The sequence below is a fragment of the Streptomyces uncialis genome (assembly GCF_001905345.1).
Taxonomy (GTDB): Bacteria; Actinomycetota; Actinomycetes; order Streptomycetales; family Streptomycetaceae; genus Streptomyces; species Streptomyces uncialis.
The window spans coordinates 418,467-444,906 of the sequence record NZ_LFBV01000001.1; the positions used below are offsets into that span (position 1 = coordinate 418,467).

26 protein-coding genes and 2 pseudogenes are annotated in these 26,440 nt (G+C 71.0%); 17 read left to right on the forward strand and 11 right to left on the reverse strand.

All coding sequences use genetic code 11. The features are described 5' to 3' along the window. Positions 1–180 precede the first annotated feature (180 nt). Both AB852_RS01780 and AB852_RS01785 read left to right on the forward strand, forming a co-directional pair. Positions 181–774: a TetR/AcrR family transcriptional regulator gene (locus AB852_RS01780; protein ID WP_073782882.1), complete on the forward strand. Its 594-nt coding sequence runs from the start codon at positions 181–183 to the stop codon at positions 772–774. 360 nt (positions 775–1,134) lie between these two features. Then, positions 1,135–3,493: pseudogene (locus AB852_RS01785) on the forward strand (Tn3 family transposase). An 800-nt stretch (positions 3,494–4,293) separates the two neighbouring features. Here AB852_RS01785 and AB852_RS41260 read toward each other — a convergent pair. Next, a complete protein-coding gene (locus AB852_RS41260) occupies positions 4,294–5,187 on the reverse strand; it encodes a calcium-binding protein (RefSeq protein ID WP_073782884.1) in 894 nt (297 codons plus the stop codon). Between the two features lie 1,097 nt (positions 5,188–6,284). On the opposite strand from AB852_RS41260, the gene AB852_RS01795 reads away from it, so the two are divergent. Next, positions 6,285–6,806, forward strand: coding sequence for a SigE family RNA polymerase sigma factor (locus AB852_RS01795; RefSeq protein WP_073785247.1), 522 nt, complete (start codon positions 6,285–6,287; stop codon positions 6,804–6,806). Then, on the forward strand, positions 6,803–7,381 hold the full coding sequence (locus tag AB852_RS01800) for a PASTA domain-containing protein (RefSeq protein ID WP_073782886.1): 579 nt from the start codon (positions 6,803–6,805) through the stop codon (positions 7,379–7,381). Before AB852_RS01795 ends, AB852_RS01800 begins: the two co-directional genes overlap by 4 nt. 415 nt (positions 7,382–7,796) lie before the next feature. Here AB852_RS01800 and AB852_RS01805 read toward each other — a convergent pair whose 3' ends face one another. Further along, positions 7,797–8,768: a tyrosine-type recombinase/integrase gene (locus AB852_RS01805; protein ID WP_073782888.1), complete on the reverse strand. Its 972-nt coding sequence runs from the start codon at positions 8,766–8,768 to the stop codon at positions 7,797–7,799. A gap of 326 nt (positions 8,769–9,094) precedes the next feature. Between AB852_RS01805 and AB852_RS01810 the strand changes: the two genes are divergently transcribed. Then, positions 9,095–9,586, forward strand: coding sequence for a MarR family winged helix-turn-helix transcriptional regulator (locus tag AB852_RS01810; protein WP_073782890.1), 492 nt, complete (start codon positions 9,095–9,097; stop codon positions 9,584–9,586). A 45-nt stretch (positions 9,587–9,631) separates the two neighbouring features. Continuing rightward, complete coding sequence (locus tag AB852_RS01815; RefSeq protein WP_073782892.1) at positions 9,632–10,096, forward strand: GNAT family N-acetyltransferase; 465 nt, start codon at positions 9,632–9,634, stop codon at positions 10,094–10,096. Between the two features lie 752 nt (positions 10,097–10,848). Here the strand turns inward: AB852_RS01815 and AB852_RS01820 are convergent. The 3 genes from AB852_RS01820 to AB852_RS01830 form a co-directional block, all read right to left on the reverse strand. Beyond that, a complete protein-coding gene (locus AB852_RS01820; RefSeq protein ID WP_073782894.1) occupies positions 10,849–11,169 on the reverse strand; it encodes a hypothetical protein in 321 nt (106 codons plus the stop codon). Between the two features lie 116 nt (positions 11,170–11,285). After that, positions 11,286–12,080 carry a phosphotransferase gene (locus AB852_RS01825; protein WP_073782896.1) on the reverse strand — a complete coding sequence of 265 codons (795 nt, stop codon included), beginning with the start codon at positions 12,078–12,080 and terminating at the stop codon, positions 11,286–11,288. A 50-nt stretch (positions 12,081–12,130) separates the two neighbouring features. Next, positions 12,131–12,337 (reverse strand): hypothetical protein, encoded by a 207-nt coding sequence (locus AB852_RS01830; protein ID WP_073782898.1) that lies wholly within the window; start codon positions 12,335–12,337, stop codon positions 12,131–12,133. A gap of 153 nt (positions 12,338–12,490) precedes the next feature. Between AB852_RS01830 and AB852_RS01835 the strand changes: the two are divergent. Both AB852_RS01835 and AB852_RS41465 read left to right on the forward strand, forming a co-directional pair. Next, positions 12,491–13,267 (forward strand): annotated as a pseudogene (locus AB852_RS01835) (helix-turn-helix domain-containing protein); the annotation flags it as partial. A gap of 31 nt (positions 13,268–13,298) precedes the next feature. Next, positions 13,299–13,508, forward strand: a complete 210-nt coding sequence (locus tag AB852_RS41465) for a DUF397 domain-containing protein (protein WP_245876572.1) — start codon at positions 13,299–13,301, stop codon at positions 13,506–13,508. 36 nt (positions 13,509–13,544) lie between these two features. On the opposite strand, the gene AB852_RS01845 is transcribed toward AB852_RS41465, so the two are convergent. After that, positions 13,545–14,384 carry a helix-turn-helix domain-containing protein gene (locus AB852_RS01845; RefSeq protein ID WP_073782902.1) on the reverse strand — a complete coding sequence of 280 codons (840 nt, stop codon included), beginning with the start codon at positions 14,382–14,384 and terminating at the stop codon, positions 13,545–13,547. Between the two features lie 361 nt (positions 14,385–14,745). Here AB852_RS01845 and AB852_RS01850 point away from each other — a divergent pair, with 361 nt between their 5' ends. Beyond that, the gene (locus tag AB852_RS01850; RefSeq protein ID WP_073782903.1) at positions 14,746–14,955 is read left to right on the forward strand and encodes a DUF397 domain-containing protein; all 210 of its coding nucleotides are present in this window, start codon (positions 14,746–14,748) and stop codon (positions 14,953–14,955) included. 58 nt (positions 14,956–15,013) lie between these two features. Here AB852_RS01850 and AB852_RS01855 read toward each other — a convergent pair whose 3' ends face one another. From AB852_RS01855 to AB852_RS01865, 3 genes are read right to left on the reverse strand one after another with little or no spacing between them, the layout of a single operon-like run. Further along, positions 15,014–15,433: an arsenate reductase ArsC gene (locus tag AB852_RS01855; RefSeq protein WP_073782904.1), complete on the reverse strand. Its 420-nt coding sequence runs from the start codon at positions 15,431–15,433 to the stop codon at positions 15,014–15,016. Further along, a complete protein-coding gene (gene arsB, locus AB852_RS01860; RefSeq protein WP_073782905.1) occupies positions 15,426–16,541 on the reverse strand; it encodes an ACR3 family arsenite efflux transporter in 1,116 nt (371 codons plus the stop codon). The genes AB852_RS01855 and arsB overlap by 8 nt, the downstream gene beginning before the upstream one ends. Beyond that, positions 16,538–16,936 (reverse strand): ArsR/SmtB family transcription factor, encoded by a 399-nt coding sequence (locus AB852_RS01865; RefSeq protein WP_073782906.1) that lies wholly within the window; start codon positions 16,934–16,936, stop codon positions 16,538–16,540. The genes arsB and AB852_RS01865 overlap by 4 nt, the downstream gene beginning before the upstream one ends. Before the next feature lie 91 nt (positions 16,937–17,027). On the opposite strand from AB852_RS01865, the gene AB852_RS01870 reads away from it, so the two are divergent. Next, positions 17,028–17,495: an ArsI/CadI family heavy metal resistance metalloenzyme gene (locus AB852_RS01870; protein WP_073782908.1), complete on the forward strand. Its 468-nt coding sequence runs from the start codon at positions 17,028–17,030 to the stop codon at positions 17,493–17,495. 119 nt (positions 17,496–17,614) lie between these two features. On the opposite strand, the gene AB852_RS01875 is transcribed toward AB852_RS01870, so the two are convergent. Further along, entirely contained in the window at positions 17,615–18,634 is a 1,020-nt protein-coding gene (locus AB852_RS01875) for an alpha/beta hydrolase (RefSeq protein ID WP_073782910.1), read from the reverse strand. 289 nt (positions 18,635–18,923) lie between these two features. On the opposite strand from AB852_RS01875, the gene AB852_RS01880 reads away from it, so the two are divergent. From AB852_RS01880 to AB852_RS01910, 7 genes are all read left to right on the forward strand, one after another. Beyond that, the gene (locus tag AB852_RS01880; protein WP_073782912.1) at positions 18,924–19,289 is read left to right on the forward strand and encodes a hypothetical protein; all 366 of its coding nucleotides are present in this window, start codon (positions 18,924–18,926) and stop codon (positions 19,287–19,289) included. Next, positions 19,286–19,414, forward strand: coding sequence for a hypothetical protein (locus AB852_RS41270; RefSeq protein ID WP_266509755.1), 129 nt, complete (start codon positions 19,286–19,288; stop codon positions 19,412–19,414). Before AB852_RS01880 ends, AB852_RS41270 begins: the two co-directional genes overlap by 4 nt. 624 nt (positions 19,415–20,038) lie before the next feature. Continuing rightward, a complete protein-coding gene (locus AB852_RS01890) occupies positions 20,039–20,695 on the forward strand; it encodes a hypothetical protein (protein ID WP_073782914.1) in 657 nt (218 codons plus the stop codon). 377 nt (positions 20,696–21,072) lie between these two features. Then, positions 21,073–21,921, forward strand: coding sequence for a helix-turn-helix domain-containing protein (locus tag AB852_RS01895; protein ID WP_073782916.1), 849 nt, complete (start codon positions 21,073–21,075; stop codon positions 21,919–21,921). Between the two features lie 151 nt (positions 21,922–22,072). Further along, positions 22,073–22,600 (forward strand): ferredoxin, encoded by a 528-nt coding sequence (locus AB852_RS38320; RefSeq protein ID WP_073782918.1) that lies wholly within the window; start codon positions 22,073–22,075, stop codon positions 22,598–22,600. A gap of 287 nt (positions 22,601–22,887) precedes the next feature. Beyond that, the gene (locus tag AB852_RS01905; RefSeq protein ID WP_245876573.1) at positions 22,888–23,652 is read left to right on the forward strand and encodes an SAM-dependent methyltransferase; all 765 of its coding nucleotides are present in this window, start codon (positions 22,888–22,890) and stop codon (positions 23,650–23,652) included. A 346-nt stretch (positions 23,653–23,998) separates the two neighbouring features. After that, positions 23,999–25,249, forward strand: a complete 1,251-nt coding sequence (locus AB852_RS01910) for an acyl-CoA thioesterase/bile acid-CoA:amino acid N-acyltransferase family protein (protein ID WP_073782922.1) — start codon at positions 23,999–24,001, stop codon at positions 25,247–25,249. A 71-nt stretch (positions 25,250–25,320) separates the two neighbouring features. On the opposite strand, the gene AB852_RS01915 is transcribed toward AB852_RS01910, so the two are convergent. Then, positions 25,321–26,409, reverse strand: coding sequence for a methyltransferase (locus AB852_RS01915; RefSeq protein ID WP_107499155.1), 1,089 nt, complete (start codon positions 26,407–26,409; stop codon positions 25,321–25,323). Positions 26,410–26,440: the final 31 nt, after the last annotated feature.

The following is a 26,440-nucleotide window of genomic DNA, read 5'->3' on the forward strand; positions in this document are numbered from 1 at the left end:
CGCCTGTCGGCGCATCGCCATCGTCATCGGAGGGCTCCGGGGCCGCGGTTCGCTGATTCCTGCCGAGGAGAGGCACGGCTGTCCCCCATCTATGTGTACGGTACCGTATAGAACTACGCTAGCCCAGATATACGCCTCCGTATAGTCCGCTGGGCCGGGGCGAGTGAGAGGGGGACACGGGTGCGCGCACCACGGACGCCGCGGGAGAGATGGATCGAGGAGGGCCTGCGGGCGCTGGCCGAGGCCGGTCCCGACGCCGTCCGCGTCGAGGCGCTCGCCAAGCGGATCGGCGTCACGAAGGGCGGCTTCTACGGATACTTCACCGACCGGGACGCGCTGCTGGTGGCCATGCTCGACACCTGGGAGCGGGAGAGCACCGACGAGGTCGTCGACCGTGTCGAGCGGGAGGGCGGTGACGCGAAGTCCAAGGCCCATCGCGCGGGCACGCTCACCTTCTCCGGTGACCGGCTGCTGCCCATCGATCTCGCGGTCCGGGCGTGGGCCCGGCGGGACGAAGCCGTCGCGGAGCGGTTGCGGCGGGTCGACAACCGCCGGATGGATCTGGTGCGTGAGGTGATCGGCTCCTTCTGCGCCGATCCGATGGAGGTGGAGGCGCGCAGTCTGCTCGCCTTCTGCGCGGCGATCGGGGGCCACTTCCTGGCGGCGGACCACGGGGCGTTCACCCGGGAGCAGGTGTTCCACCGTGCCGCGGATCTGCTTCTCGACCGGTCCCCCGGTGAGGGGGACGACCCGTCTCCGCCCGGGAGCGTCTGAGTCGCCTTCGCTTGCGCCTTTGAGGTCTGTCCGGCGGGACGCACTTCCCAGGTCTGTCCGGCTGGTCGTACTTCGCTCCTGTGCCGTCGCTCGGTGGTTGTGCGCAGTTCCCCGCGGGTCGCCTTCGCTTGCGCTTCCCAGGTCTGTCCGGCGGGGCGTACTTCGTTGCTGTGCGGGTCGCTCGTGGGGTGCGCAGTTCCCCGCGCCCCTGGGTACTCGGTGCTGGGCGCACTTCGTTGCTGTGCCGTCGCTCGTCGTTTTCGCGCAGTTCCCCGCGCCCCTTTGGGGCGCATCCGGTCGGTTCTTCGGGTCGGGGCCGGTCGGGATTCTCCGTCCTCGCTCCAACGCGCTCGGTCCGGGGTGCCGGTCGATTTTTTGACGGATGAGCAGGCCGCTGGTTATGCGGCGTTTCGTGGAGCGCCGTCCCGTACGGAGTTGGAGCGGTTCTTCTTCCTGGACGACGCGGACCGGGAGCTGATCGAGGGCAAGCGCCGGGCCCACAACCGGCTGGGCTTCGCGGTCCAGCTGACGACCGCGCGGTACCTCGGGGTGTTCCAGGACGATCCCGTCGACGTGCCGGCCGAGGTGGTCGACTACCTCGCCAAGCAGCTCGACATCGCGGACGCGTCGGTCCTGAAGACATACGGGGAGCGGGAGAACACCCGGCTGGACCATGTACGGGAGTTGCGGCGGGTCCTGGAGTACCAGGAATTCGACGGGGCGGAGGCCGAGCTGAGGGTGTGGGTGGACGCGCGGGCCTGGACGACCGGGGAGGGGCCGAAGGCGCTGTTCGACGCGGCGGTGGGGTGGCTGCGTGAGCGGCGGGTGCTGCTGCCGGGTGTGACGACGTTGACCCGGCTGGTCGCGTCGGTGCGGGAGGCGGCGAACCAGCGGTTGTGGGACACCTTGTACGGGCTGCTGAACACCGGTCAGCGGGCGGTGCTGGACTCGCTGCTCACCGTGCCGCCCAGGGCGCGGGATGCTGCCGGACCTGATGGGGCGCAAGAAGGTCGGCCCCGCCGAGATCGACACCGGCCTGCTGGCCGGGTCGTGGCGGCGGCTGGTGCTCTCCGCGCCGCACCTGGAGCCGGGCACGGTGGACTGGAAGGCGTACACCTTCTGCGTGCTGGAGCAGGTGCACCGGATGCTGCGGAGCAAGCAGGTGTTCGCGAAGAACTCCTCGAAGTGGGGCGACCCGCGGGCGAAGCTGCTGGCCGGTGAGTCGTGGGAGCAGGCCAGGCCCGCGGTGCTCGCGTCCCTCGGGCTCCCGGCGGAGGCGGGTGAGCATCTGGTTGCGCGGGCCGCGCTGCTGGACGGCACGTACCGGGAGGTCGCCGGCCGGGTGCCGGACAACGCGCAGATCGTGTTCGGCGACGACGGCCGGCTTCACTTCGCCGCCCTGGAGCCGGAGCCGGAACCGGCCTCGTTGCTCGACCTGCGGGCCGCGGTGAACGCGATGCTGCCGAGGGTGGATCTGCCGGAGGTGCTGCTGGAGGTGTTCGCCTGGACCGGCGCGGACCAGGCGTTCACCTCGGTCACCGGCGGCGAGGCGAGGCTGAAGGACCTGCACGTCACGATCGCCGGACTGCTGGTCGCGCACGGCTGCAATGTCGGCTACACCCCCGTCATCGGCGGCGTGGACGCGCTGAAGTACGGCAGGTTGTCCCACGTGGACCAGACGTATCTGCGGCTCGCCACGTACCGGGCCGCGAACGCAACCCTCATCGAGGCCCAGGCCGCGATCGGTCTCGCCGCGGCGTGGGGCGGTGGGCTGGTCGCGTCGGTGGACGGGATGCGGTTCGTGGTGCCGGTGCAGTCGGTGTACGCCCGGCCGAATCCGAAGTACTTCGGGCGCCGGGGCGGCGCGACGTGGCTGAACATGATCAACGACCAGGCGGCCGGGCTGGGCGGGAAGGTCGTGGCCGGCACCCCGCGCGACTCGCTCTATGTGCTGGACGTGCTCTACGACCGGGACGGCGGCGAGCGCCCGGAGATGATCGTGACCGACACGGCGAGCTACAGCGACATCGTGTTCGGGCTGCTGACCCTGGCCGGGTTCGCGTACGCGCCGCAGCTCGCCGACCTGCCGGATCAGAAGATGTGGCGCATCGACCGGACCGCCGACTACGGGGCGTTCCAGGACGCGGCTCGCGGCCGGGTCGACCTGGCCCGGATCGAGCGGCACTGGGAGGACATCCTGCGGATCATCGGGTCCATCCACACCGGAGCCGTCCGCGCCTACGACGTGATCCGGATGCTTTCCCGCGAGGGACGGCCCACCCCGCTCGGGGACGCGGTCGCCCACTACGGGCGGATCGCCAAGACCCTGCACATCCTGCGCCTGGCCGATGAACCCGGATACCGGCGTCAGATCAAGGTGCAGGCCAACCTCCAGGAGGGCCGCCACGCGCTCGCCCGGAAAATCTTCCACGGCCGGGCCGGGCAGCTCTACCAGCGCTACCAGGACGGCATGGAAGACCAGATCGGCGCCCTCGGGCTCGTCCTGAACGCTCTCGTCCTGTTCAACACGAAGTACATGGACGCGGCCGTCACCCGGCTGCGCGCCGACGGCTTCGACGTCCGCGACCAGGACGTGGCCCGCCTCTCTCCGTTCGTCCGCCACCACGTCAATATGCTCGGCCGGTACTCCTTCAAGCTCCCCGAGTTCCCCGGGGGCCTGCGCCCGTTGCGTGATAAGAACGCCCTTGACGACGAGTGACGGCCGTCATCCTGCCATCCGAGCCGGGGCGGTGATCGGCAAGGTGTTTTCGCTGCTCACGGGCCTGGAGCGGGTACCGGGAGCCGTCACAGGGGAAGGGGTGGTGACGTCTTCGTGTACCCGCTCGGCGAGGCGGGCCCGGTAGGCGGCCTGACGACACGCGGGGCGGCAGTACACCGTGTCACGGCGGTGACCGTGTCCCCGGGCGAACCGCCGGCCGCACGCCGGGCAGTACACGACGTGCTCGGTCTCGACGCCCAGGGTGAACCACAGCCCGATGGCGACGCTCTCGACGTAGTGGCGCCGCCATCGCCTTGCGGCGGCCTTGCACCTCGCCGAGCAGAACCGCTTGTCGCTGCGGGCCGCCACTGGCAACGGCTCGGAACAGCGGATGTACGCACAGCGGCGTGTCCTCCCGGCCATGCCTCCACGGCCCCGGTGTCCTAGCTCAGACACCAGCCGCAAAGCAGGTCGCGGGTAAGCTCACCGACGAGGACCGGCGCGGCCTGACCGCGCTGTTCTGGTCGAACGTCAACCCGTACGGAACTATCCGCCTGGACATGGACAAGCGGCTCGACCTGGTGTCCGCCGGAGTGCGGTGCCCCTGCCCCGCACTCCGGCGGACACCGCCGGCCGCTCCCCTGCGCAGACACCCTGAGCGAGACCCACGTCGTCCAGGACTTCCCCGTACCGGCCGGCGAGGGTTTCCTGCGGCGGCTACGGGCGAGCAAGGGCACAGACAGGGGGCGCCGGCCGGCTGCGCGGTCGACGCCCCTGCGGGCTGCTGCTGTCGGATGGGGTCAGCAGAGGGTGGCGGTGTCGCCGGTGTCGGTGGCGCAGGTGTCGGTGCCGAGGCCGCCGTTGGCGGTGTCGCCGCCTACGCCGTCCGCGACGTCGATGTTGTCGTTGCCGAGGCTGCCGCTCATGGTGTCGGTGCCGTCGTGGTCGTAGAGGGTGTCGTTGCCGTTCTGGCCGTCGAGGTCGTCGTTGCCGGGGCCGCCGTCGATGGTGTCGTTGCCGTTGTCGAACAGGTGCAGCAGGGAGCCGAGGAGGGTTTCGCCCTTGCTGGTGTCGTCACCGGCCTGGCCGTAGAGGGTGTCGTTGCCGTTGCCGCCGCCGAGAGCGTCGTTGCCGGGGCCGCCGTAGAGGGTGTCGGAGCCGTTGCCGCCGTTGATCGTGTCGTTGCCGCCGAGACCGCAGATGACGTCGTCACCGTTGGTGCCGGTCAGGGTGTCGTTGCCCGCGGTGCCGGTGATGGTGCAGGCGGGACCGGCGGATTCGATCGTGGTGCTGATGCTGTCGGTACCCCACTGGAGCCCCCCGAAGTCGGGGACGGTGGCGGTGGAGGTGACGTTGACGGTGCCCGCCGCGGTGGGCAGCACGGTCAGGGTGATCACGCCGTCCTGAGCGGTGAGGTTGCCGGGGATGACGGTGCATGCGGCATGCGTCCCGGTCAGGGTGCAGGTGTCGACGGCGTCGCTGGCTATGGACCAGCCGGTGAAGGTCGCCGCCGCCCCGCTCAGGTCGGCAACGATGTCGAACTGGCTGGCGAACGAGTCGCCGATATTGGGAAGGTTGACGGTGTACGTGTAGCTGGTGTCGGCGGGGACCGGGTCGGCCGACTCGGACAGTTGCAGGCCGGCGTCGGCGTGCGCCGGACCCGCCACGGCGAGCAGGCTTGCCGGGACGAGCACAAGGCCGCCTAACAGGGCGGCCAGGCGGGTCCGCCAAGAGCGGCGGCGGACTGGTGAAATGGAAGCCACGGAGAACTCCGTTCTGCCGGTCACTGCCGCACGGCGGGCCCGGGAAAGAACGTGACCCTGGTGCGGTGCGTATCGGCGGTGAACATGCGGATGGGACGGGTTCAGCAGTGCACGGTCAGGTTGGGGTCATGGCCTCGGCACACTCCCGCATCCCGGCACCCAACGGTTCTTCGGCCGCCTCCGGGAATCACTGAAAGAGGTGTGCATGTCACTGTCGCGCTGCCTTCACGCTCCGGCAATACCTCTCCCACATATGACAGAAACACGCGCATTCCCGGACAGGATCAGGCTCCTTGTGACTGTTCCGGCACCGCTTCTGCCGCAAGTTGACCCGAGTCCCGCACGGAAACGGCCCCTCTGACCCGCGGTACAAAGCCGCTACGTCGGCTTCCGCCCTGCCCAGACTGGGCGGGTCTCGGAGCGCGGAGATCCACAGGCAGGACATGCCCCCGCGTTCATCTATCGGCCGTCTACCGAACGCCCGACCCCCGCCCACGCTCGCGGGCGCGGCGGCCGACGCCCCGTCGCGGACGACGACAAGCGGCGCGTAATCCTCGCCCGCCGCGCCCAAGGCCAGTCAATCCGCGAGATCGCCGTCGCCGTCAAGGTGTCCGTCGGCGTCGTGCACAAGACCCTCAACCCAGCAGCGGCGCCCGTCGGCAGCTGACCCCCAGGACGGATCGCTACTTTGCGGCTGGTGTCTGAGCTAGGACACCGGGGCCTCCACCGTACGCCCGGCCGGGCGGGGCGTCAGCGGTCGCTGCCGGCCCGTACGGTGCGCACGAGGTCGGCGTCGTCGCGCATGACGGAGGGGACCCCGGCGTCGAGACGGCCCTGACCGTGGTCCTCGCCGCAGGGGCAGACGCTCCACCCGCCTCCTGGGACACCCTTCCGTCCCGGCTGTGATTCACGTCACTGCCGGCGGCTCGGTGCAGCACCCGGCCCCGTTCCGCCGTCATGGGGGCAGTGATCGGGACGGGACGAGGAGAGGAGGTCGGCGGGTGAGGTTTCGCAGGAGCGGTCCGGGCATCGGATTCACGGAGTTCGTCGCACAGCGGTCGGGAGCGTTGTTCCGCACCGCGTATGCGCTGACCGGTGACGTGCACGTGGCCGAGGATCTGGTGCAGGAGACGCTGGAGCGGGCGTGCCGACAGTGGCGGAAGGTCGCGGTGGCGGACTCGCCGGAGGCGTACGTGCGCAAAGTGCTGGTCAACCTGGCCAACGACCGCTGGCGGCGGCTGTCGCGCCGGGGCGAGCGCCCCGGGCTGTCGGGGGTGCCCGAGACGGCCGACCCCCGGGACCGGTTCGGGCAGGTGGATCTGCGCGCGGAACTGATCGAGGCACTGCTCGGGCTGCCGATGGGCATGCGCAGCGTGGTGGTCCTGTACTACCTGCACGATCTGGACGCCCGGCAGGTCGCCGACGTCCTGGACATCTCTTCGAGTGCGGTGAGGTCCCAGCTCGCCCGCGGCCTGGCCAAGCTGCGCGATTCCGTATCGGGCGCCCAGGCGCCGCACACGCCGTCGGCCGCTTTCGGAGGTACGAAGTGAGGAACACGTCGTCCGGACCGGCCCCGTTCGAGCCGGGCCTCGAAGCCGAGCTGCGTGCCGCGGTGGCCTCCTTCGCCGACGGGCCGGCGGCGCCGGTCGTCGACGCGGCCGCGATCGAGCGATCCGTCAGCCGCAGCCGCACCCGCCGGGCGCTCCTCGGCACCGCTGCGGCGTGCTGCGTGCTGGCGTGCGCCACGGTGGGGTTCTTCGCGCTGAAGCCCGTGCCGCCCGCGCCCGGCGCCTCCCCGTCCCTGTCCCCACCGGCGAACGGGGCGTGCACCCCGCTCGCCACCGGCACCCCCAAGAGCGGAAGCGCCGATGCGACTCCGACACAGGAGCAGGAGCGGACCGCGGGAGCGGGCATCGCGCTGCCGGACCTGGCCGGCATGCCGGTCGAACAGGCCGGAAGCCTGCTGCGCGGACTCGGACTGAGCTGCACGATCATGCGGCACACGGACTGGAACGCTCCCGCCGGGCAGGTGATCAGCAGTGCCCCCCGGGGCGGCGCAGAACCGGTGGCACCGGGCTCGTCCGTCCTCCTGCTGGTCTCGACGGGCAAACCCGGCAGAACCTGAGCGACCGGGCCCTTCGGCCCGCGCACCGGCCGAGTGACCCAGGGGCCGGTGCCGGGCAGTCCGTCGACCGCGGCGCACCGGCTGGACGCCCGCCCCTCCGGGCCGCTGCTGGACTTTTCCTGGACGCGCGGGCCTGGACGACCGGGGAGAGCCTGGTGGTCGAGGAACTCCTGCAGCACCGCATCGACACGGCGACGCACGTCCCGCAGGTCCAGGGGGTCAGGGGGCAACCGCACGACGTTCACGCTGCTCCGGCCAGCCCGTGGCCCGTCACCGGGTAGCCGGTGTCGGCGTGAAGGGCGGTGCACCGCAGGGCCTGGCCGTGAACCAGTTCACCAGCCCCGCCACCAGGACGAACAGCCCTGCCGGGGAGCGCGCTGGAGCGCACACCAGCGCGCACCGCTCCGCGCGCGGGTCAGCGGCGGGCGTCCCCGGGCGCGAGCAGAGCGGTGACGTCCGCGATGGCGGCCGCCGAGGGTTTGAAGTACCGGCGGACGTTCTCGACCTTCTTGTGCCGGGACTTGGCCATCAGCATCAGCGCCGACGCACCCTGCTCGCCGAGGTGGGTCAAGCCGGAGTGGCGGTACTCGTGCAGGTCCCAGCCGGTGCCCGGCCCGGCGTGCGCGGTGTGCTGGTCGAGCAGAGCGCGGGCCTGGCCGTAGGAGAGGCGGGCTAGGCCGGTGTCTGGGCAGACGTCCCGGGCTGAGAGCATCTTGCCGGGTCCGGGGCGGCGGTGGGTGACGAACACCGGCCCGCGGGTGCGGCCCTTGATCAGCCGGGGCAGGAGCCGCGCGGTGCCGGCGTCCCAGTAGACCGTCTCCAGCACGAAGTCCTCGCGGCCCCGGCCGCCCCGGCGGCGGACGGCGGAGCCCTTGGCCTTCACCGGGGCCCGGCGCCCGGCGAGATCCAGCTCCTCGATGTTGACGCCCAGAATCTCCTCGGCGCGGGCAGCGGTCTCGTAGAGCATCCGCCACAGCGTCTTCTCCCGCAGGTGCACCTCCCGGCGCGCGATCAGCCGGTCGACCACCATCTTCGACCGGGCCGGGGTCTGCGAGTCGGGCGGGGGCATCCGCTTCGCCCAGGCCGGGACCGCCGGGCCGTCGTACCCACGCTCGCCGCACCAGCCCAGCCAGGACAGGACCGATGCCCGGCGCGCGTTCCAGGTGTTCACCGCGGACCGGCCCCACAGCACCTCCAGGGCCTCGCCGATCTCGTCGTCCGCGACCGACGCCAGCGGCCGGCCCTCGCCGATCCGCTCGGCGGTCTTGCCCACCCCGGCCCCGTAGCTCCGGACCGTGTTCGGGTTGCCGAGCGAGTCCAGGAAGACGTCGGCCGCAGCGCGGACCGTGAGCGCCTTCCCGACGGGCAGTTGTACGACGGCGGGCACCGCTTCCCCCTTGCCACAGATAACAGGGCCGCTTCGCGCAGCGGCCCGGGGACGTCGCCGCAGGTGACACATCCCGGTGCCGCAGATAATAGGGCGTTATCTGGGGGAAGACTTCAGACCGGCCCCGCGACCGACGCCCCGTCAGCCGCCCACCAGGGCCGATCGAGGCTTAGCGCCGGTTTTCGTTCCGATGTTCCTCAACCCCCGGATTCCCGCCCACCCCCTTCCGTAGCCGGGCGAGTGCACGGGGAGGGGGGTTCAACGGCGCGGGGACGGGGTTGGGACCGTCGGACGGGTGGTCTGGTGGGGGATATAGCGTCGCGAGCATGAGACCGCTGACCGAGAACGCCACCGACCAGGCGCCGGCTGATCCGGCCGCCACCGACGACATGCTGGCCACGCAGCCCATCGGGTACTGGAGTGGCCTCGCCCATAAGGCCGTTACCCGGAAGCTGCGGGACGCCATGGCCAGGATCGACGTCACGCAGCCGCAGTACTGGGTGCTCAACCGGGTCAACGGTGGTCCCGTCGCGCCGAGCCGTGAGGAGGTCGTCACCCAGCTGACGCCCCTCGCGGACGGACCGCACGAGATCGCGCGTGTCATAGACCAGTTGATCCACCGCGGCTGGCTCAGGACCGATGCCGGGCAGCGCCTCCAGCTCACCGACGCGGGGGAGGCCGCGAGGGCGCGGTTGCGCGAGCTGGCGACCGAGCTGCGCGGCGTGGTCCACGAGGGCATCAGCGACGAGGAGTACGTGGCCGCGCTCAAGGTGCTGCGCAGGATGGTCGCCAACGTCGAGGGTGTGCAGTCCTCCTGATGCCGCACCAGGCGTCGTTGCGCTTGGTCATGCCAGACTGCCCGGATGATCGTCAGACTTGCGGGAGATGAGGACTTCCCGGGCTTCCTCGGCCTGGCGGCCCAGGTGGAGCACTGGTTCGGTCCGATGGTCGAGGAGGTGGGTTTCCATGACGCTGTGCGCGAGCACATACGTCGGTCCAGGGCGCTCGTCGCGGTTTCGTCGGGGCCGGAACTCCTCGGCGGGCTGCTGTTCGGTGCGGAGGCGTCGACCCACCACGTCCACTGGCTTGTCATCTCGGAGCAGGCACGGGGGAAGGGCGTCGGTCGGGCGCTGATGTCGGACGCGACGCGCAGGTGGGTGCGGGGGCCGGGCAGCATCGAGGTGGTCACCTTCGGGGCGGATCACCCCGGTGCTGTCGCCAGCGGCGCGCGTGTCTTCTACGAGCGCCTGGGCTTCGCCCCTGCCGAGCCCGCCGATCCGGGACCGGAAGGCGGCCCCCGCCAGATCTACCGCCGCACCGTCACCTGACGAGCCCCCCCGAAGTACCGCACAGAAACAGGTACGTCCAGGCGTGGACCCCCAGGGCCGCGAGGAACTGCGCACCCCCGAAGTACCGGACGGGAACAGGTACGCCCAGCACAGGTAACCCAGGGGCGCGGGGAACTGCGCACCCCCGTCCGACCCGAACGGGAACAAGTACGCCCAGCACAGGACCCCCAGGGGCGCGGGGAACTGCGCACCCACGAGTGACGGCACAGGAACAGGTACGTCCAGGTGTGGAACCCCAGGGGCGCGGGGAACTGCGCACCCCCGGAGTACCGCACAGGAACAGGTACGCCCAGGCGTGGAACCCCAGGGGCGCGGGGAACTGCGCACCCCCGAAGTACCGCACAGGAACAGGTAGGCCCAGCACAGGTAACCCAGGGGCGCGGGGAACTGCGCACCCCCGTCCGACCCGAACAGGAACAAGTACGCCCAACACAGGTAACCCAGGGGCGCGAGGAACTGCGCACCCCCGTCCGACCCGAACGGGAACAAGCACGCCCACCCGAACAGACCTCAGAAGCGCAAGCGAAGGCGACCCGCTGGGAACTCCTCCGGTACGGCAAGCGGCACCGCGTCAGTCGTGCACTCCGGGCACACGTACCGCAACCCGGCGCCACCCCGCGAGGGGCCCCCGCACCCGACGGCGACGGCCGCCATGGTCCTCCGCCCGCAGCCGGAACAATCCGCTTCGAGGACGTCCGGCGCGCTCTCCGGGAACCACAGGGTCCGCCCGCTCATCCGACGGCCGAGAAGTGGTCGCCGGGGTACGCGTACGGATAGTCGACCCCGAGCTCCGCGAAGGCGGCGGCCCACCGGCGTTCCCGCTGGTCAGGGGTGAGATCGAGCTCCGCGTCCGCGAGGAACACCGCACGGGCCTGATGGGAGCTGATCCCCGGCCAGGGCTTGGCCCACGCGCTGCAAGGGACCTCGTCCGGGACGGGGTGAACGGGGTCATGGTCGAGGTGCGCGGCGGAGTGCCGTCCCGGCTTCCTGCGCCGGGTCCACGGGAGAAGGTCCAGCGCCCGCAGAAGGGCATGGAGGATAGAGTCACGCATACGTCGGATCAGCTCCTCTGAAGCTGGTTCGGCCAGCCCCGGCGGAACGCTGCAACGGTCCGTCGGGGTGATCTGTCGTCGGGCACGGGCCGGGTCGGCCCGCACTCGTGGTGCGGCTAGATACCGCTGAGCAGCGCTTGGTAGCGCTCGTTGCTGGGCGTGGCGTCCCGTTCACCGATGCGGGCGGTCCACGCCCGGCAGGTCCCGTCCACGAACGCCTTGACGGCGAGAGGGTCGGCGTCCCGCCAGCTCGTGAAGCCGGACAGCCAGGCGAGCGCGTCCCCGGCGGGCTGCCCGCACTCCATGAGCCGGACGGCGACGTACGCGGGGTCCACCCAGGGCGGTCCGACGGCGGGCATGGCCCAGTCCAGGAACCAGGCGGCAGAGGTACGGCCGTCGATCAGGATGTTGTGCGGATTCAGGTCCGTGTGCAGAAGGCAACGGCCCTTCAACGAGGCGGACTCCGTGCGGTCGAGATGACCGGCGAACCGCTCCGCGAGGTCCGGTACGGGGAGTCCGGGCACGGGCACGGCGGGCAGCCCCCGAAGCGCTGCGGCCACCGCGCCGAGGTCCTTCGACCCGGTCCCCAGGTCGGCGTACCTCCCGTCCACGAAGCCGAACGCGAGGCAGTACCAGCCCTCCGCCCGGAACCGGTACAGCACGGGCGGGCTGACTCCGGTGACGTGCTCGTTCAGCGAGTCCTCGCAGGCGAGCGCGGCTACTTGTGCCAGGTCGTCGTCCCGTACCCCTTTGAGGAACAGCCGCCCGCCCCCGACGGTGTCGACCCGCGCGGCGAGCGAACAGTTCAGCCCGTCCGCGACGGAGTCGGCCCGGATCACCTGACCGGCGGCCATCTCGATCAACGTGCGCAGGCTGAGGGGCAGTTCGTTCCAGCCGACACGGTCGTTCATGTACGGGGTTCCTTCCGGTGGGGGTGGTGGGTGGAGGGGCGGTCGTCCCGTCACAGCAGCCGCCAGTACGTCCCGAGCCGACGCCGCCGGTCGTTCTCCAGCCGGATACGGGCTTCGAGCCGCGACCGGGCGGTACGGGCGGCCTCCTCCCGTTCGCGCTGGAGATCGGCCCCTTCCCGGTCCGGGCAGTCCGGCAAGGGGCACCGGCACGGCGGCCAGGCGAACACATACGGATCGGGAGGGATGTGGTCACGCAAGGCCGTACCTTCCGCTGTCGTTCGTATCTGTGCGTGACCAGATGAACACAACATGGCCTAGAGTGGCACTACTTGAGGTGGGTCGGCTCAAGCCGCCCACTCCTGCCTTTTGTTGTGCGGTCCGCAAAGTGCGAGGTCAGAGGTATGAGTGACATGCCTGAACGGTCACACTTGAGTCCGGTCGAGGCATTCGGGGTTGACGTGCGCCAGGTGCGCCGGGCCCGCGGAATGACCATGAAGGGCCTCGGAAGTGCAACCGGGTACTCCGAGAGCTACGTCAGCAAGGTGGAGGCCGCGAAGCAGATCCCCAGCTTGAAGTTCGCCATTGGCGCTGACCGGGCGTTGGGGACCACTCCGCTGTTCGAGCATCAATTGCAGCGCGTCCTTGAAGGCGATCATCCGCCGTGGTTCCGCCCGTACGTCGAACTGGAGCAGCGAGCGGTTCGCATTCAGAACCACTCGCTCGCCTTCATCACAGGTCTGCTTCAGACGGAGGACTACGCGCTGGCGGTCTACCGTGCCAGCATCCCGCGGCTTTCCGATGAGGTGATCAAATCCAGAGTCGCAGCACGACTGCGGCGACAGGAAATACTGCTGGGTGCCATGCCGCCGGAGCTCTGGGTGGTCCTGAGCGAGACGTGTCTTCGCACGGTGGTGGGCGGACCCGGGGTCATGGCCCGCCAACTGGAGCACTTGTCCCACGTGGCTCAGTCCCTGAGGGTCACGATCCAGGTGCTGCCCTTCTCCGAGGGGGCGCCCCCCTACTACCTTCCCTTTGCTCTGCTGGACTTCGCGAAGGACCCCTCGGTTCTGCACATCGACGGGCCTCGCGGAGGCCGTCGGTTCGACGACTGTGAGACTGTTGGCATCGCCGTGCAACAGTTCGATCGCCTGCGGGCCAACGCCCTCTCGCCCGCTGGCTCAGCTCGTTGGATTGCCGAAAAAGCTGAGGAGTTCAGACGTGAGTCAGGCCATACCGACGGACTCGTGGGTCAAGTCCAGTCACAGCGGGGGCGACGGGGGCGAGTGCTTCGAGTGGGCACCCGAATTCGTCCGATCAGGGGACGTGGTTCCCGTTCGGGACAGTAAGGTCCCGGCCGGACCTGTGCTGATGGTGTCGCCGGAGGCGTTCGCGGGGCTGGTGGCGTTGGCTCGGGACACCGCGTCGTAGGGCTCACGCGTGTGGGCACCGTAGCTCGCGGGCGGATCACCTCAGGGAGTGGATCGCTCCGCTGATCAGCGCGCGTGCGCGGGGGCCGTGGACCGCCATACCGGACAGGCGCGTGAACGCGCTTCGGTAGAGCTGGACCTCGGTCGGGGCCGTCACGGTGACCTTGGCGGTGAGGAGTTCGACGTGAACCCTCTTGTCGTCGAACATCGTGAACGTCTCGGGCCCCCACAGCTCCCGTCGCGCGGCCCGGGGGATGACACCGAGCGAGACGGCCGGGTACGACATGACCGTGAGCAGATGGGCGAGCTGCCCGGCCATGACGGTGTCGCTGCCGATGCGGTGGGTCAGTACGTCTTCCTCGATCAGCAGGACGACGCGGTGGTGTCCGTCGCGGATGAGGTGCGACCGCTCGACGCGGGCGATCGCGGCGGCACGGGCGTCGTCCGGGAGGTGGCGGAAGCCCGCGATCAGTGACAGCAGCGCGTGGGCGTAGTCCTCGGTCTGGAGCAGGCCGGGCACGACGCGGGAGGAGTAGACGCGGAAGAGTTCGGTGCGCTGGTAGAGCGGGAGGTTCGCGTGCTGGAGCCTGCGCAGTCCGGTGCGCTGCACGCGTCGCCATTCGACGTACATCGAATCGGCGGTGCGGGACGACGCGATGAGGTCCGCCGCCTGGTCGCCGCTGCCGCACGCGGCACACCAGGCACGGATGTCGGCGTCGCTGGGGGCTGTCCTCGCGGCCTCGATCCGTGAGGATTTCGCCTTGCTCCATCCGCACCGGTCGGCAAGCGCCTGCATCGTGAGACCGGCGTCGAGACGCAGTTCCTTGAGCCGCGCGGCGATCGACTCGCGGGCGGCCTGGGCGCTGGAGCAGGACATCGCTTCCTCACTCCCACGTCGGGATCGGGCCTCTATCGTCGTGGCTGTGACGGGGGCTGCCAAGCGTGGCCGGAGGGTGGTTCGGGGCACGACCCCGGCGCGTTGTGGGGCACGGTCGGGCGCCCTGGGAACAGGCGGAGCCGCCAGGGCAGCCCACGGTGCCGGTCGGAGCATGGGCCGCGAGGCACCTGACCGGGGGCCTCGCGTCGGCCACCGCAGGATGCGGGAACTCGTTCCGCGTCCTGCTTGCCGCCTGCGAACGTCCGGCGTACCGCGTCGGCACTGATGGGTAGAGGACAGCTACTGCGGCAGCTCTTGAGCGCCCAACCTTTCGTCGTGGTGTACAGCCAAGGAGGCAACGATGGCGCAGATCGTGTCGGACTCGTCTTGGATCAAGTCCAGCCACAGCGGAGGGGACGGCGGCCAGTGCGTCGAGTGGGCGCCCGGATTCGTCCAGCTGGCGGACGTGGTTCCCGTTCGGGACAGTAAGGTCCCGGCCGGACCTGTGCTGATGGTGTCTCCGGAGGCGTTCGCGGGTCTGGCGGCGTTGGCGCGGGGGACGGCACCGTAGGGACTCGGCGGCCGGGACCGTTGGTGAGGCCAGTCGCGTCGGCGGGGCCGGGTGGAGGTCAGGCGGGCTCGGGCAGGAGTTCGGCGAGCAAGCCCCTGACGCGCTGTTCGATCTCGTCGCGGATGGGACGTACCGCTTCGACGCCCTGTCCGGCCGGGTCGTCGAGCTTCCAGTCGAGGTAGGTCTTGCCGGGGAAGACAGGGCAGGTGTCGCCGCAGCCCATGGTGATCACCACATCGGACGCCCGGACGGCTTCGGTGGCCAGGGCCTTCGGTGTCCCGGCGGACATGTCGATCCCGACTTCCGCCATGGCGCGCACGGCGGCGGGGTTCACGGTGGCGGCGGGTGCGGACCCGGCGGAGCGGACCTCCACCCGGCCGTCGGCGAGGTGGGTGAGGAACGCGGCGGCCATCTGCGAGCGGCCCGCGTTGTGGACGCACACGAACAGCACCGAGGGTTTCGGCCGGGGCTCAGACACGGGCGGGGCCTTCCGGGACGGCGGCCGGTCCGGCCGCGGGGTCGGGGGTGGTGGGGAAGAAGCGGCGGGCCCTCAGGGCGACGTAGACGAGTCCGATGAGGACCGGGACTTCGATGAGGGGGCCGACGACTCCGGCGAGGGCTTGGCCGCTGGTGGCGCCGAAGGTGGCGATGGCGACCGCGATGGCGAGTTCGAAGTTGTTGCCCGCCGCGGTGAACGCCAGCGTCGTCGTCTTCGCGTAGCCGAGCCCCGCCGCCCGGCCGATCGCCATGGACCCGGCCCACATCACGGCGAAGTAGACCAGCAGCGGTACCGCGATCCGGGCCACGTCCACCGGCTTCGAGGTGATCGCCTCACCCTGGAGGGCGAAGAGCACGACGATCGTGAACAGCAGCCCGTACAGGGCGAACGGCCCGATCCGGGGGATCAGCTCCGTCTCGTACCAGTCGCGGCCCCGGGTCTTCTCGCCGATACGGCGGGTGAGGTACCCGGCGACGAGGGGGATGCCGAGGAAGACGAGGACGGAGCGGGCGATCTCCCAGGCGGAGATGTCCAGGCCGGTGGTCGCCAGGCCGAGCCAGCCGGGCAGCAGGTCGAGGTAGAACCAGCCCAGCAGGCCGAAGGCGATCACCTGGAAGACGGAGTTCACCGCGACCAGGACGGCGGCGGCCTCCCGGTGGCCGCGCGCGAGGTCGTTCCAGATGATGACCATCGCGATGCAGCGGGCGAGCCCGACGATGATCAGCCCGGTGCGGTACTCCGGCAGGTCGGGCAGGAGGATCCAGGCGAGCGCGAACATCAGCGCCGGACCGAGCACCCAGTTCAGCACCAGTGACCAGACGAGCAGGGGCCGGTCGCGGGTGACGGTGCCGAGCCGGTCGTAGCGGACCTTGGCCAGCACCGGGTACATCATCACCAGCAGGCCGAGCGCGATCGGCAGCGACACCCCCGTCACCGTCACCTTCGCCAGCGCGTCCCCGAGCCCCGGGACGAGTCGGCCGAGGCCGAGGCCGGCGGCCATCGCGACGAGAATCCACACGGCGAGGTAGCGGTCGAGGAACGACAGCCGGGACGCCACCGGCCCCGCCGCGACGGCCGGGGCGCTCACGCGGGGAGTCCGGCGGGCTCGGGCAGGGAATCGCCCGCGGGCCGGGTGAGGAGGCCGGCGAGCCGGTCGGTCGTCTCCGGCAGCAGCCGGTAGTACACCCACGTCCCCCGCCGTTCGGAGGCGATCAGCCCGGCCTCGCGCAGCAGTTTGAGGTGGTGGGAGATCGTCGGCTGGGACAGGTCGAACGCCGGGGTGAGATCGCAGACGCAGACCTCGCCCCCGGCGCGGGAGGCGATCATCGACAGCAGCCGCAGCCGCACCGGATCACCGAGCGCCTTGAACACCTTCGCCAGTACCACGGCCTGGTCCTCGTCCAGCGGGGCCGACAGCAGGCCGGGGCAGCAGCCCTCCACCGTGGCGTCCTGTCCGAGCACCGGAAGCTCTTGATTCGACATCCCTCTATGTTGACGAACTTCGATTCAAGAGGCAAGCTCGGCACTGTAAGACATCGACAAGTTTCGATACAGACTGTTCGAGGAGTACGTCATGTCCCGCGTCCAGCTCGCCCTCAACGTCGCCGACCTCGAAGCGTCGGTCGTGTTCTACACCCAGCTCTTCGGCGTCGAGCCCGCCAAGCGCCGCCCCGGCTACGCCAACTTCGCCATCACCGAACCCCCGCTCAAGCTCGTCCTGATCGAGGGGGAGGAAGGCCAGGACACCCGCCTCGACCATCTGGGCGTCGAAGTCGATTCCACGGAGACGGTCACCGCCGCCACGGCCCGCCTCAAGGACGCCGGGCTCGCCACCTTCGAGGAGAACGACACCTCCTGCTGCTACGCCCTCCAGGACAAGGTCTGGGTCCACGGCCCCGGCCAGGAGCCGTGGGAGGTCTACGTCGTCAAGGCCGACGCCGATCGGATGGGCAAGAGCCCTGTCCTGGACGGCGACGCCTGCTGCACCGGGCAGCGCGCGACGGACGGGGACAACCGGTCCGCCCCGGCGGTCGCGGGCTAGGGAACGGCCGGCCGCCCCCGGAACCGCCGCAGTCAGCGGCGGCCCGCGGTGCCGATCGGCGGCGTACGGAGTGCGAAGCCCCCGCGCACCGTAAGGGCGTGCCCGTACGTGCCCCCGGTTCAGCCGTGCAGGGCGGCGAGGAGCATCGGGAGGGAGCGGCGGAGTTCCCGGGACCAGTACGCCGGGTCGTGGGTGCCGGAGTGGTAGTGCGTGGTGACCCGGGCTCCGGACGCTCTGAGGAGGGGTTCCAGGGTCCGGTTCTCCGCCTCCATGATGGCCTCGGTGGGGGAGAGGACGTCGGCGGGGAAGGGGTCGTCGGGGTCCTCCATGCCGGGGATGTGCTCGTCCGGGAGGGTGTCCGGCGGGTCGAGCGGTCCGAGGCGGCCGTCGCCGCAGGACAGGTGGACGGGGATGCCCGCCAGCCGGTCGGTGAGGTAGGCGGGGTCGTGGGCCTCCCAGACATGGCGCTGGCGTTCGGGGTCGCCCCACAGGGCCAGCGGGTCGAGGCCCAGGTAGTCCATCGCCGCGCGTACCGCTCTGGGGTGCTGGTGCGGGTGGACGTAGCCGCTGAAGGAGGCGGCTGCCCGGAACAGCCCCCGGTGGCGCGCGGAGTAGGAGAGCGCGCCGAAGCCTCCTTGCGACTGTCCCGCGACCGCGCGTCGCGGTCCCGCGCCGTACTCGCGTTCCATGAGCGGCAGCACCTCCCGGAGGTGGAAGGACTCCACGGCCGGTGGGCCGCCCGCGCCGTGGTTCCACCAGTCGGAGTAGAAGCCGAACAGCGGCATCTCCGGCATCACCACGAGTGTGTGCCGCAGCCCGGGAAGGTGCTGGATTCCGTAGTCCTGGGTCCACGGCAGATGGTCACCGTCGCCGCCGGGCAGCAGGTACAGCGTCGGCCAGCGGCGGGCCGGGCGCCGGGCGTGCCACCCGTCCGGGGTCAGCAGCCGGACCTTGGCGGTGCGGCCGAGCGCGGTGGACGGCAGTGCCAGATCGACGATCCGGCCGGCGCCGTCCCCGGCCCGGGGGACGTGCCCGGTGGAATCGGCGGTCAGGGCACGGGCCGTGCCGCCGGTGGCGAGGGTCAGGGCGAGGGCCCCGAGAACGACGTTGCGTCGGGCGGGGCCCGAGGGGACAGCCATGCGCGGCACCTTTCGTACGTCGGCCGGACACCCGAGTCTCACGCGAACCGCCCCCGATCCACGTCCGGGACACCCCGGACCGCCCCCTGAACGGACCCCGGTTCCCCGCCGGGGTCCAGGGCCGGGGTCCGAGCCCGGTAACGACGTCGTCGGCCGAGCTCCGCACCCGGCAGCCCGGCCGCCACCCGTCCGGGTGAGCGCGACACCACTCACCCCATGTGCGGCCCTGCTCGGCCCTACCTTCTCGTGGCCGCACGGCCAAGCACCCCATGCCGAGGAGACCGACTGTATGAGCGAGCAGGACAACAGCCGTACGCACGTGACCCGTTCGCCCCACGTGGTCGAGTGGGACGAGGGCCCGCAGACGATCGCGGAGATGAGATCCGCCCTCGCCCCCTGGCCCGACGCGCTGCGGAGCTTTGTGGAGGAACTGGAGTCCACCCCGTTCGCCGCCGCGGGGGAGGAACCTCTGGCCGGCATTCGCCGGGTCCTGGTGGAACACCGGGTGGTCTGGTTCTCGCTGGTCCACCCCGCCGTGCGGGAGGCCGAACGGGCTTCGCGGGACGGCACGGCCAGGACGTACACCGTCGACGAGGTCAGGACCGACCACGACCCCGTCACCTTCGAACGCCGGGACGGAGGAGACCCGTCGTGACCTGCAAAGTGTTCCTGGAGGAGGACGCCAAGCGCGGCATGGCCCAGCTCACCCCGGCCCGCCGCCGCGCCGTTCATGAGGCGATGCCGGGCCCGCTCGCCTCACGCCCGCCGGCCGTGGGATGAGTCAGGAGTGGGCGCGGGCGCGATGCCCTGCGGGTGCGTGCCCTCGAATCCGCCGGAGTGCCGATCGGGTACCGCGTCTTCGAGGACAAGGTGGAGGTGACGGTCGTCTGGCTCATCGGCCACCCCTGACCCGGCTCACCGGGGGAAGTCCCCGTCCCCGAAGCGCATGTCAGGGGCGAAAGGGGTGTGAGGGTCGATGTATGGCGATGGTGGTGTCATCCGGGCGGACGGGCGTGCTCCGGTTCCATCAGGGGGGTGCGTGAAGCGTCACAACGGGCATTGATCAGAAAGCGGCATTCGGTCCCATTTATCACTCACAAAGTGGTCAACTTCCGTAATTCTGATGATGCATGATGTGGCGCAGGCAGACACGACACCTCCATGTGAACAGCGTCCGGAACCATCCGGGCCACCGCCCCAGGGCGGTTCCAGCGGGGGTGGACGGGTGACGAGGGGGAACCTTCCGGACCGTCGGTGACGACGTCACCGGCCGGACGCGTCGCCGTGCGGAACGGGTTGACCTCCGGAACGCGCGGGGTGATGTCCCGCCGGTGTCTGCCACCGCACCATCGGTCCGGAATTGACCGTTCCGGGCCGGGATTCTCAAGGGAACGATTCAGCACCATGCGCACATTCATCGTCGCCGTCACGGCGTCGTCCGCGATAGCCCTGGCCGCCTCCACCGCGTCCCCCCTGGACACCGTGGAGCCGCTCGCGACCACCGCCGCGACGGCCGTCCCGGGCACGGAGACCGCGGAGCCGACCGAGCCGGACCCGACCGACCCGGCCGTGCCGGACGAGGAGCCCGGCGAGGTCGAGGGCGGGGTCGAAGGGGGCCCGCTGGAGGGCGGACCCGGCGAGGAGCCCGACGACTCGGGCCCGTCGCCCCGCGCGGGGAAGAAGAAGCCCTCGGCCGGCGTGTTCTACTCCAACGGGGACTACGTCCACGAGTCCAGCACCCCTCCCGCCACCGCGTCGGGGCACGGCTGGTGGTACAAGAAGAGCGGGCCGGGCGAGAAGGCCAAGGTCACCGTCCAGCTCCAGGCGTACGACGCCAAGGCCAAGAAGTGGAAGACGGTCGCGACCGGCAACAAGACGGTCAAGCCGAGCAAGAAGCTGAGGAGCGCCCCCAGCACGCACCGGGCCAACGCCCGCAAGGTCTGCAAGGGGTCGACGACGGTGAAGTGGCGCAGCGTCATCGACGTCGACATCATCGACGTCAACGACACCCCGGACAAGGCCGTCACCACGGCACAATCCCTGACCTGCGGGGCCTTCTGAGCGACGCCCGGCCGGGACGGGTCCGTACGGGTCCGCCCGCTGAGCCGCTGACGCAGTCGGCCCGCTGAGGCGTCGTGCCGTCGCGGCGGGGACCGGCGGTGACGGCAGGGCCGGTGACCTCGGGGTCACCGGCCCTGCCGTCCGTCCGGCACCGCACCGCCCGGGAGTGGTCGCCGGACCTGGCGTCCTGGGTGACGGGGACGGTCGTCGAGGCGGGAGAGCGGCCCGCGGGATGGCTGGGCTCGTCAGGGACCGGCGAAGGCCGAACGGGCCTACCAGTGGGGCGAGTTGTGGGACCGTGGCGTCCGCACGGGATGTACGAGATCCGATCCCGCGCCTACATGGTCTGACGCCGTTCGATCCGGAAGAGCCGTCGTATGCCCGCCTCCCCCTCGTCCCACGCCCAGGCCGCCCGTGAAGTGATCGCGGGGCGGTTGCGTGAGCTGCGGGTGGAGGCGGAGATCACCGGGCACGAGCTGGCCGTGCGATGCGGCTGGAGCCCGGCCAAGTCCTCCCGGATCGAGCGGGCGAGGACGGCGCCGTCGGACGCGGACATCCGCGCGTGGTGCGCGGCCTGCGGGGCGCACGACCAGGTCAGGGATCTCGTCGCGGCCAACCGCCGGGCCGACCGGCTGTACGTCCACTGGAAGAAGCTCCACCGGCACGGGATGCGCGGGGCCCAGGACGAGGTCGTCCCCCTCTACGAGCGGACCCGGCTGTTCCGCGTGTACTGCTCGAACGTCGTCCCCGGAATGCTCCAGACCGAGGCGTACGCCACCGCCCTGCTGTCGGCCATCGCGGACTTCCAGGGCACCCCCGACGACGCGCCGGACGCCGCCGCCTCCCGGGTGGAACGCTCCGAGGTCCTGCACGACGGCCGCCACCGGTTCGTGCTGCTCATCGAGGAGGCCGTGCTGCGCCACCGGGTGGGCGACCCGGCGACCATGGCCGGTCAGCTCGGCTATCTGCTGGCGGTCATGGCGCTGCCCCAGGTGAGCCTCGGTATTGTCCCGGCCGGCGCGGAGCGGCGGGTGTGGCCGCTGGAGGCGTTCTACATGTTCGACGACCGCCAGGTGAGCGTCGAGCTGCTGACGGCCGGGGTGAACGTCACCGCGCCCGGTGAGATCGCGGTGTACGCGAAGGCGTTCTCCCGTCTCACGGGGATGGCCGTCCACGGCCAGGCGGCACGGGCGCTGATCAGCGAGGCGATCGAGTTCCATGGGTGACGCGGACGCGAGAGTGAGCCGTCGCACCCGCCGTCGTACATCCAGCGGCCGTCGCACGGGAGCGGCGGCGCCCGCTACGTCGTGTCCTGAGCCGGACCTCGGTCCGTGCGTATCCCGGCGGGGCGGGTGGGGTGATGTCTAGCTTTGGGGGATGACCCGCTACTTCGATCCCCTGCCCGCCATCGAAGAGCACCGAGATGTCTTCGGGTGCAAGTGGGAGGACCGGCTGTGGCTGAACGTGCCCGGTCCCTTCTACGGTGCCGATACCGACAACTGCTGGACAGGGCGGTTATCGGCACCCGATCACGTGCTCTACGGGGGCGCGCACCTGTCGGAGTACGTGTACCGCCAGCCCCGGTCGGCGGCGGCGACGGCCCGGTTGGCCGAAGCCGCCGACGCCGACCCGTTTCGCGGGTACGGCTACGACGGCGACGACCGTTGGACGACCGGCACGGTCCGGGAGTGGTGGCGGGACCGGGCCCGTGTCACCACGTACCTGGCGGACCGGCGGGAGGAGTGGGAGGAGTGGGACGTCCGGGAGGGCCAGGGCGTGGCCGCGGCGGTCCGGCGCTTCGCGGCGTATCTGGCCGAGGGGCTGGCCACCGATCTGCGGATCTATCTCTACTGGCTGGAGGAGCGACGGTCACCCACGGTCCTCGACAGGCTGCCCGAGTTGTAGCCGGCGAGCGGTTGGGGCGGCGTCACATGCGGGTCCGTCCGGGGTGAGGTGGCTGCGGGGCCGACGGCTCGTACGGGAGTGAAGTCGCCTGCGCGTGACAGCTTTTGGACGCCCCTTGGCCTGCCACGACCCCCGGCCGGAGAGGGGTGTCCCCTGACGCCGAGTCTGGATCGTCTGTCACTGGAGTGGGACGGCCATGACGCTCCTCCCCTTGATCCTCGGCCCATGGGCGGGGCGCAGGGAAAATGGATTGCGGCCGGGCGCATGTTCGGCTTGGGTCCGTGCTCGTGACCGCCTTGAACGATCTCGTCCGCCCGGACCGCTATCCGCTCTCCTCTCGCCATGACCCCGCGTGGCTGCTCGGCCTCGACATGGGGCCGAATCCTCTGTGGCTGCTGGAGGACCTTGCTCACCACCTTGACCTGCACCCAGGTATGCGGGTTCTCGACCTCGGCTCCGGCAAGGGCGCCACGTCGGTGTTCCTGGCACGTGAGTACGGAGTCGAGGTCGTCGCCGCCGACCTGTGGATCGACCCCGAACAGGCGGCGGCCGTCTTCGCGGAGGCGGGTGTCGGGGACCGGGTGGAGGCTGTGCGGGCAGAGGCGCACACCCTGCCGTTCGAGGAGCAGAGCTTCGACGCGATCGTCAGCGTGGACGCCTTCGAGTACTTCGGGACGGCGGACAGCTACCTGCCCTACCTGCTGCGGTTTCTCCGGCCTGGCGGCCAGCTGGGCATGGCGACCCCCGCCATGACACGGGAGATCCGTGAGCTCGGCGCGATCCCGCCCCACATCAAGAAACTGGTCGGCTGGGAAGCGATCGCCTGGCACACGGCGGAGTGGTGGCGCTTCCAATGGGAGATCACCGAACTGGTCACGGTCACATCCGCGCGTCTTCAGCCGTCCGCCTGGCAGGACTGGCTGCTCTGGGCCCGGGCAGGCGCTGAGTACCACCCCGACGGTCGGAGTACGAACCAGCCTGTCATCGACATGCTCACCGCGGACGGCGGCGAGTACCTCTCCTTCGCTCTGGTAACCGCACGCAAGAACTGAGCGAAGCCCGCGATCGGTGCGTGCCCTGACCGATCGTTCCCATCGCGACTGTTCACACCCGGGTTCCTCATCGGTCCAACTTCGGTGACAGACGATCCAGGTTCGGTGTCAGAGGACAAGGGGCCACGGCACGTGGTGGTCCCCGTAGCGACAACCGCAACACCGGAATCCGGGGCCGTACGGGGCATCCCGCGCTGCCCCGTTCCGCCCCGTCCCCGAGCCTGGCGGCATGCCGCCCCCTCGCCGCGCCGGGTCCGGCCCGGGCCCATGCCCTCGTAGGGTTTTCCGGAGCGGGTGACCACAGGACCAGGTGACCACAGGACGGCGTACGAGGCGGGGGCCGGGGATGCGGAACAAGGGATTGCGGACGGCTGTCGGCGCGAACGTGCTGGCGTTGCTGCTCGGCGTCGGGTGTGCCGGGGGTGCCACGGCCGATGACGAGGTGCGGATACGGGTCGACAAGCCGGTGGCCCTGGCCGACGAGCCGTTGCGCGTCCGGGTCACCGGTCTGGACGCGGGCCAGGAGGTGACGGTCACCTCGAAGGCCGCGGACCACCGGGGTCAGCCCTGGACCGGGCGGGCCACGTTCGCCGCGGACGCGTCGGGGTCGGTGGACCTGAAGCGTGCCCGGCCGCGATCGGGGACGTACCGACAGGCCGACGGCATGGGGCTGTTCTGGTCGATGAAGCCGGACCAGGGATCGGCCGACGAGTCGTGGTTCGCGCCGTTGTGGCCGGAGCTCGGCTCCGACTACGAGGTGCGCCTGGCGGTGGACGCGGGCGGCGAGCAGCTCGCGGCCCGCACACTGACCCGCACCTGGATGGACAAGGGCGTCACCCACCGGCCGCTGACCGTGGCCAAGGACGGGGTGGAGGGCGCCCTGTACCTGCCGCCCGCCGGGCCCGAGCGCCGCTCGCCGGTGCTCCTCTTCGGCGGATCGAGCGGCGGCCACGGCGACAAGCACGCCGCCGCGCTGCTCGCCTCCCGGGGGCACCCCGTGCTCGACCTGTGCTACTTCGGCTGTACCGGCCGCCCCGCCACCCTGGAACGCATCGAGCTGGAGTACTTCGTCACCGCGGCCCGGCTGCTGAAGCGCGAGTACGCCACCGGATCGCAGCGGCCCGCCGTCATCGGCTACTCACGCGGCAGCGAGGCAGCCCAACTCCTCGCCCACCACTACCCGGACCTGGTCCACGACGTCGTCGTCTACGCCCCGAGCCATCGCGTGGTACCCGGCTTCCCCGACGGCGGCCCCGCCTGGACGAAGGGCGGCAAGCCGGTGAAGGAGGGAAACATTCCGCTGCACCGGGTGCGCGGCACGGTGCTGGCCGTCGCGGGCGGCGACGACGGGATGTGGCCGTCGGCGCCCTCGGCCGAGCGGATCGGCGAGCAGCGCGGCGCCTCGGGCGACCCGCACCGGGCGCTGATCCACCCCCACGCGGGGCACGGCGTCGGCACGTTCCCGTACACCGCGGCCGGCACCAGGTTCACCCACCCGGTGACGGGCGAGTCCTACCGGATGGGCGGTACATCGGCCGCCAACGCGGGGGCACGTGCGTCGAGTTGGCCGGAGGTGCTGAAGCTGCTCCGGGGCTGACGCGGGGCGGTCAGGTTCTGGGCCGTGGCCGCGGGGCCGGGCGCGGCCCCGCGTGGTGTCCGGTCAGCCGGTCAGCCGGTCCCGGTGTCGGACGTGGGTACGGGGCCGGGGGCGGGTACGGGTCCGGCCACGGCCTCGATGAGGGAGAACGGTGCGGCGCCGGTGAGCGGGGTGATCGAGGTGAGGGTCAGGCCCGCGCGGCGGCACACGTCCTCGAAGTCCCGCCGCGTGCGCTCCCGTCCGCCCACGTTCACCAGCATGTTGAGGTCGGTCAGATAGGTGACCCCGCCCGCGCTGAGATTGACCTCGGGGTCGGCCTCGCCGCCGGTGGGGGTGCCGCTGCCGGTGCCGGTTCCGGTCGGGGTGCCGGGCGTTTCGGGGAGCACCGGGTCCACGATCAGGACGACACCGCCCGGCGGCAGCACCGCGCGGCAGTGGCTCAGGATGGTGACCACCTGGTCGTCCGCCCAGTCGTGCAGGACGCTCTTCATCAGATAGACGTCCGAGCCCGCGGGGACCGCGCGGAAGAAGTCCCCGGTGGTCAGCGCACAGCGTTCGGTGAGTCCCTGCCGCTCCAGCGTCCCCGGTGCCTCCGCCAGGCCCTCCGCCGTGTCGAGGACCACTCCGGTGAGGCCCGGATGCGCGGCGAGCACGGCGGCCAGCAGGGTGCCGTCGCCCCCGCCGACATCCGTGACCCGGGTGAACCGGCCGAAGTCGTACGCGTGCGGCAGCGCGGCGGCGGTGTCCCGGGAGGCCTGGCCCATCGCCGCGTTGAAGTCCGCGGAAACCTCGGGGTGCCGGGCGACATGGCTGAAGAAGTCGGTGCCGAAGACGGTGTCGAACGAGGTCCGGCCGGTGCGGACACTGTCGTCCAGGTGCTCCCAGGCGCGGGTCATCGTCGGTTCGGTGAACATCCGGACGAACGAGGAGAGCGAGTCGGGGCGGTTGGGGTCGAGGAGCGCGCCCGCGGGGGTCACCGAGTAGGAGCCGGAGGCGTGTTCCCTCAGCAGGCCGAGGCTTGCCAGGGCGCGGAGCAGCCGGGCCATGGGCTGGGGTTCGGCCCCGGCTTCGGCGGCCACGTCGGCGGCCGGACGCCGGCGGTCACCGATCAGCTCGACGACCCTCAACCGCTCCGCCGCGCGCATCGTCTGCGCGGCCATGCTCCCGAACGCGAGCCGGACGATCAGCTCA

What these genes read in the sequence shown, in the direction of transcription:
- AB852_RS01910 (WP_073782922.1), top strand. Translation starts at nt 23,999, where the DNA reads ATGCGGAACAAGGGATTGCGGACGGCTGTCGGCGCGAACGTGCTGGCG.
- AB852_RS01875 (WP_073782910.1), bottom strand. Translation starts at nt 18,634, where the DNA reads ATGGCTGTCCCCTCGGGCCCCGCCCGACGCAACGTCGTTCTCGGGGCC.
- AB852_RS01850 (WP_073782903.1), top strand. Translation starts at nt 14,746, where the DNA reads ATGGCGCAGATCGTGTCGGACTCGTCTTGGATCAAGTCCAGCCACAGC.
- AB852_RS01845 (WP_073782902.1), bottom strand. Translation starts at nt 14,384, where the DNA reads ATGTCCTGCTCCAGCGCCCAGGCCGCCCGCGAGTCGATCGCCGCGCGG.
- AB852_RS38320 (WP_073782918.1), top strand. Translation starts at nt 22,073, where the DNA reads ATGACCCGCTACTTCGATCCCCTGCCCGCCATCGAAGAGCACCGAGAT.
- AB852_RS01895 (WP_073782916.1), top strand. Translation starts at nt 21,073, where the DNA reads ATGCCCGCCTCCCCCTCGTCCCACGCCCAGGCCGCCCGTGAAGTGATC.
- AB852_RS01810 (WP_073782890.1), top strand. Translation starts at nt 9,095, where the DNA reads ATGAGACCGCTGACCGAGAACGCCACCGACCAGGCGCCGGCTGATCCG.
- AB852_RS01820 (WP_073782894.1), bottom strand. Translation starts at nt 11,169, where the DNA reads ATGCGTGACTCTATCCTCCATGCCCTTCTGCGGGCGCTGGACCTTCTC.
- AB852_RS01870 (WP_073782908.1), top strand. Translation starts at nt 17,028, where the DNA reads ATGTCCCGCGTCCAGCTCGCCCTCAACGTCGCCGACCTCGAAGCGTCG.
- AB852_RS01915 (WP_107499155.1), bottom strand. Translation starts at nt 26,409, where the DNA reads ATGGCCGCGCAGACGATGCGCGCGGCGGAGCGGTTGAGGGTCGTCGAG.
- AB852_RS01865 (WP_073782906.1), bottom strand. Translation starts at nt 16,936, where the DNA reads ATGTCGAATCAAGAGCTTCCGGTGCTCGGACAGGACGCCACGGTGGAG.
- AB852_RS01890 (WP_073782914.1), top strand. Translation starts at nt 20,039, where the DNA reads ATGCGCACATTCATCGTCGCCGTCACGGCGTCGTCCGCGATAGCCCTG.
- AB852_RS01880 (WP_073782912.1), top strand. Translation starts at nt 18,924, where the DNA reads ATGAGCGAGCAGGACAACAGCCGTACGCACGTGACCCGTTCGCCCCAC.
- AB852_RS01815 (WP_073782892.1), top strand. Translation starts at nt 9,632, where the DNA reads ATGATCGTCAGACTTGCGGGAGATGAGGACTTCCCGGGCTTCCTCGGC.
- AB852_RS01825 (WP_073782896.1), bottom strand. Translation starts at nt 12,080, where the DNA reads ATGAACGACCGTGTCGGCTGGAACGAACTGCCCCTCAGCCTGCGCACG.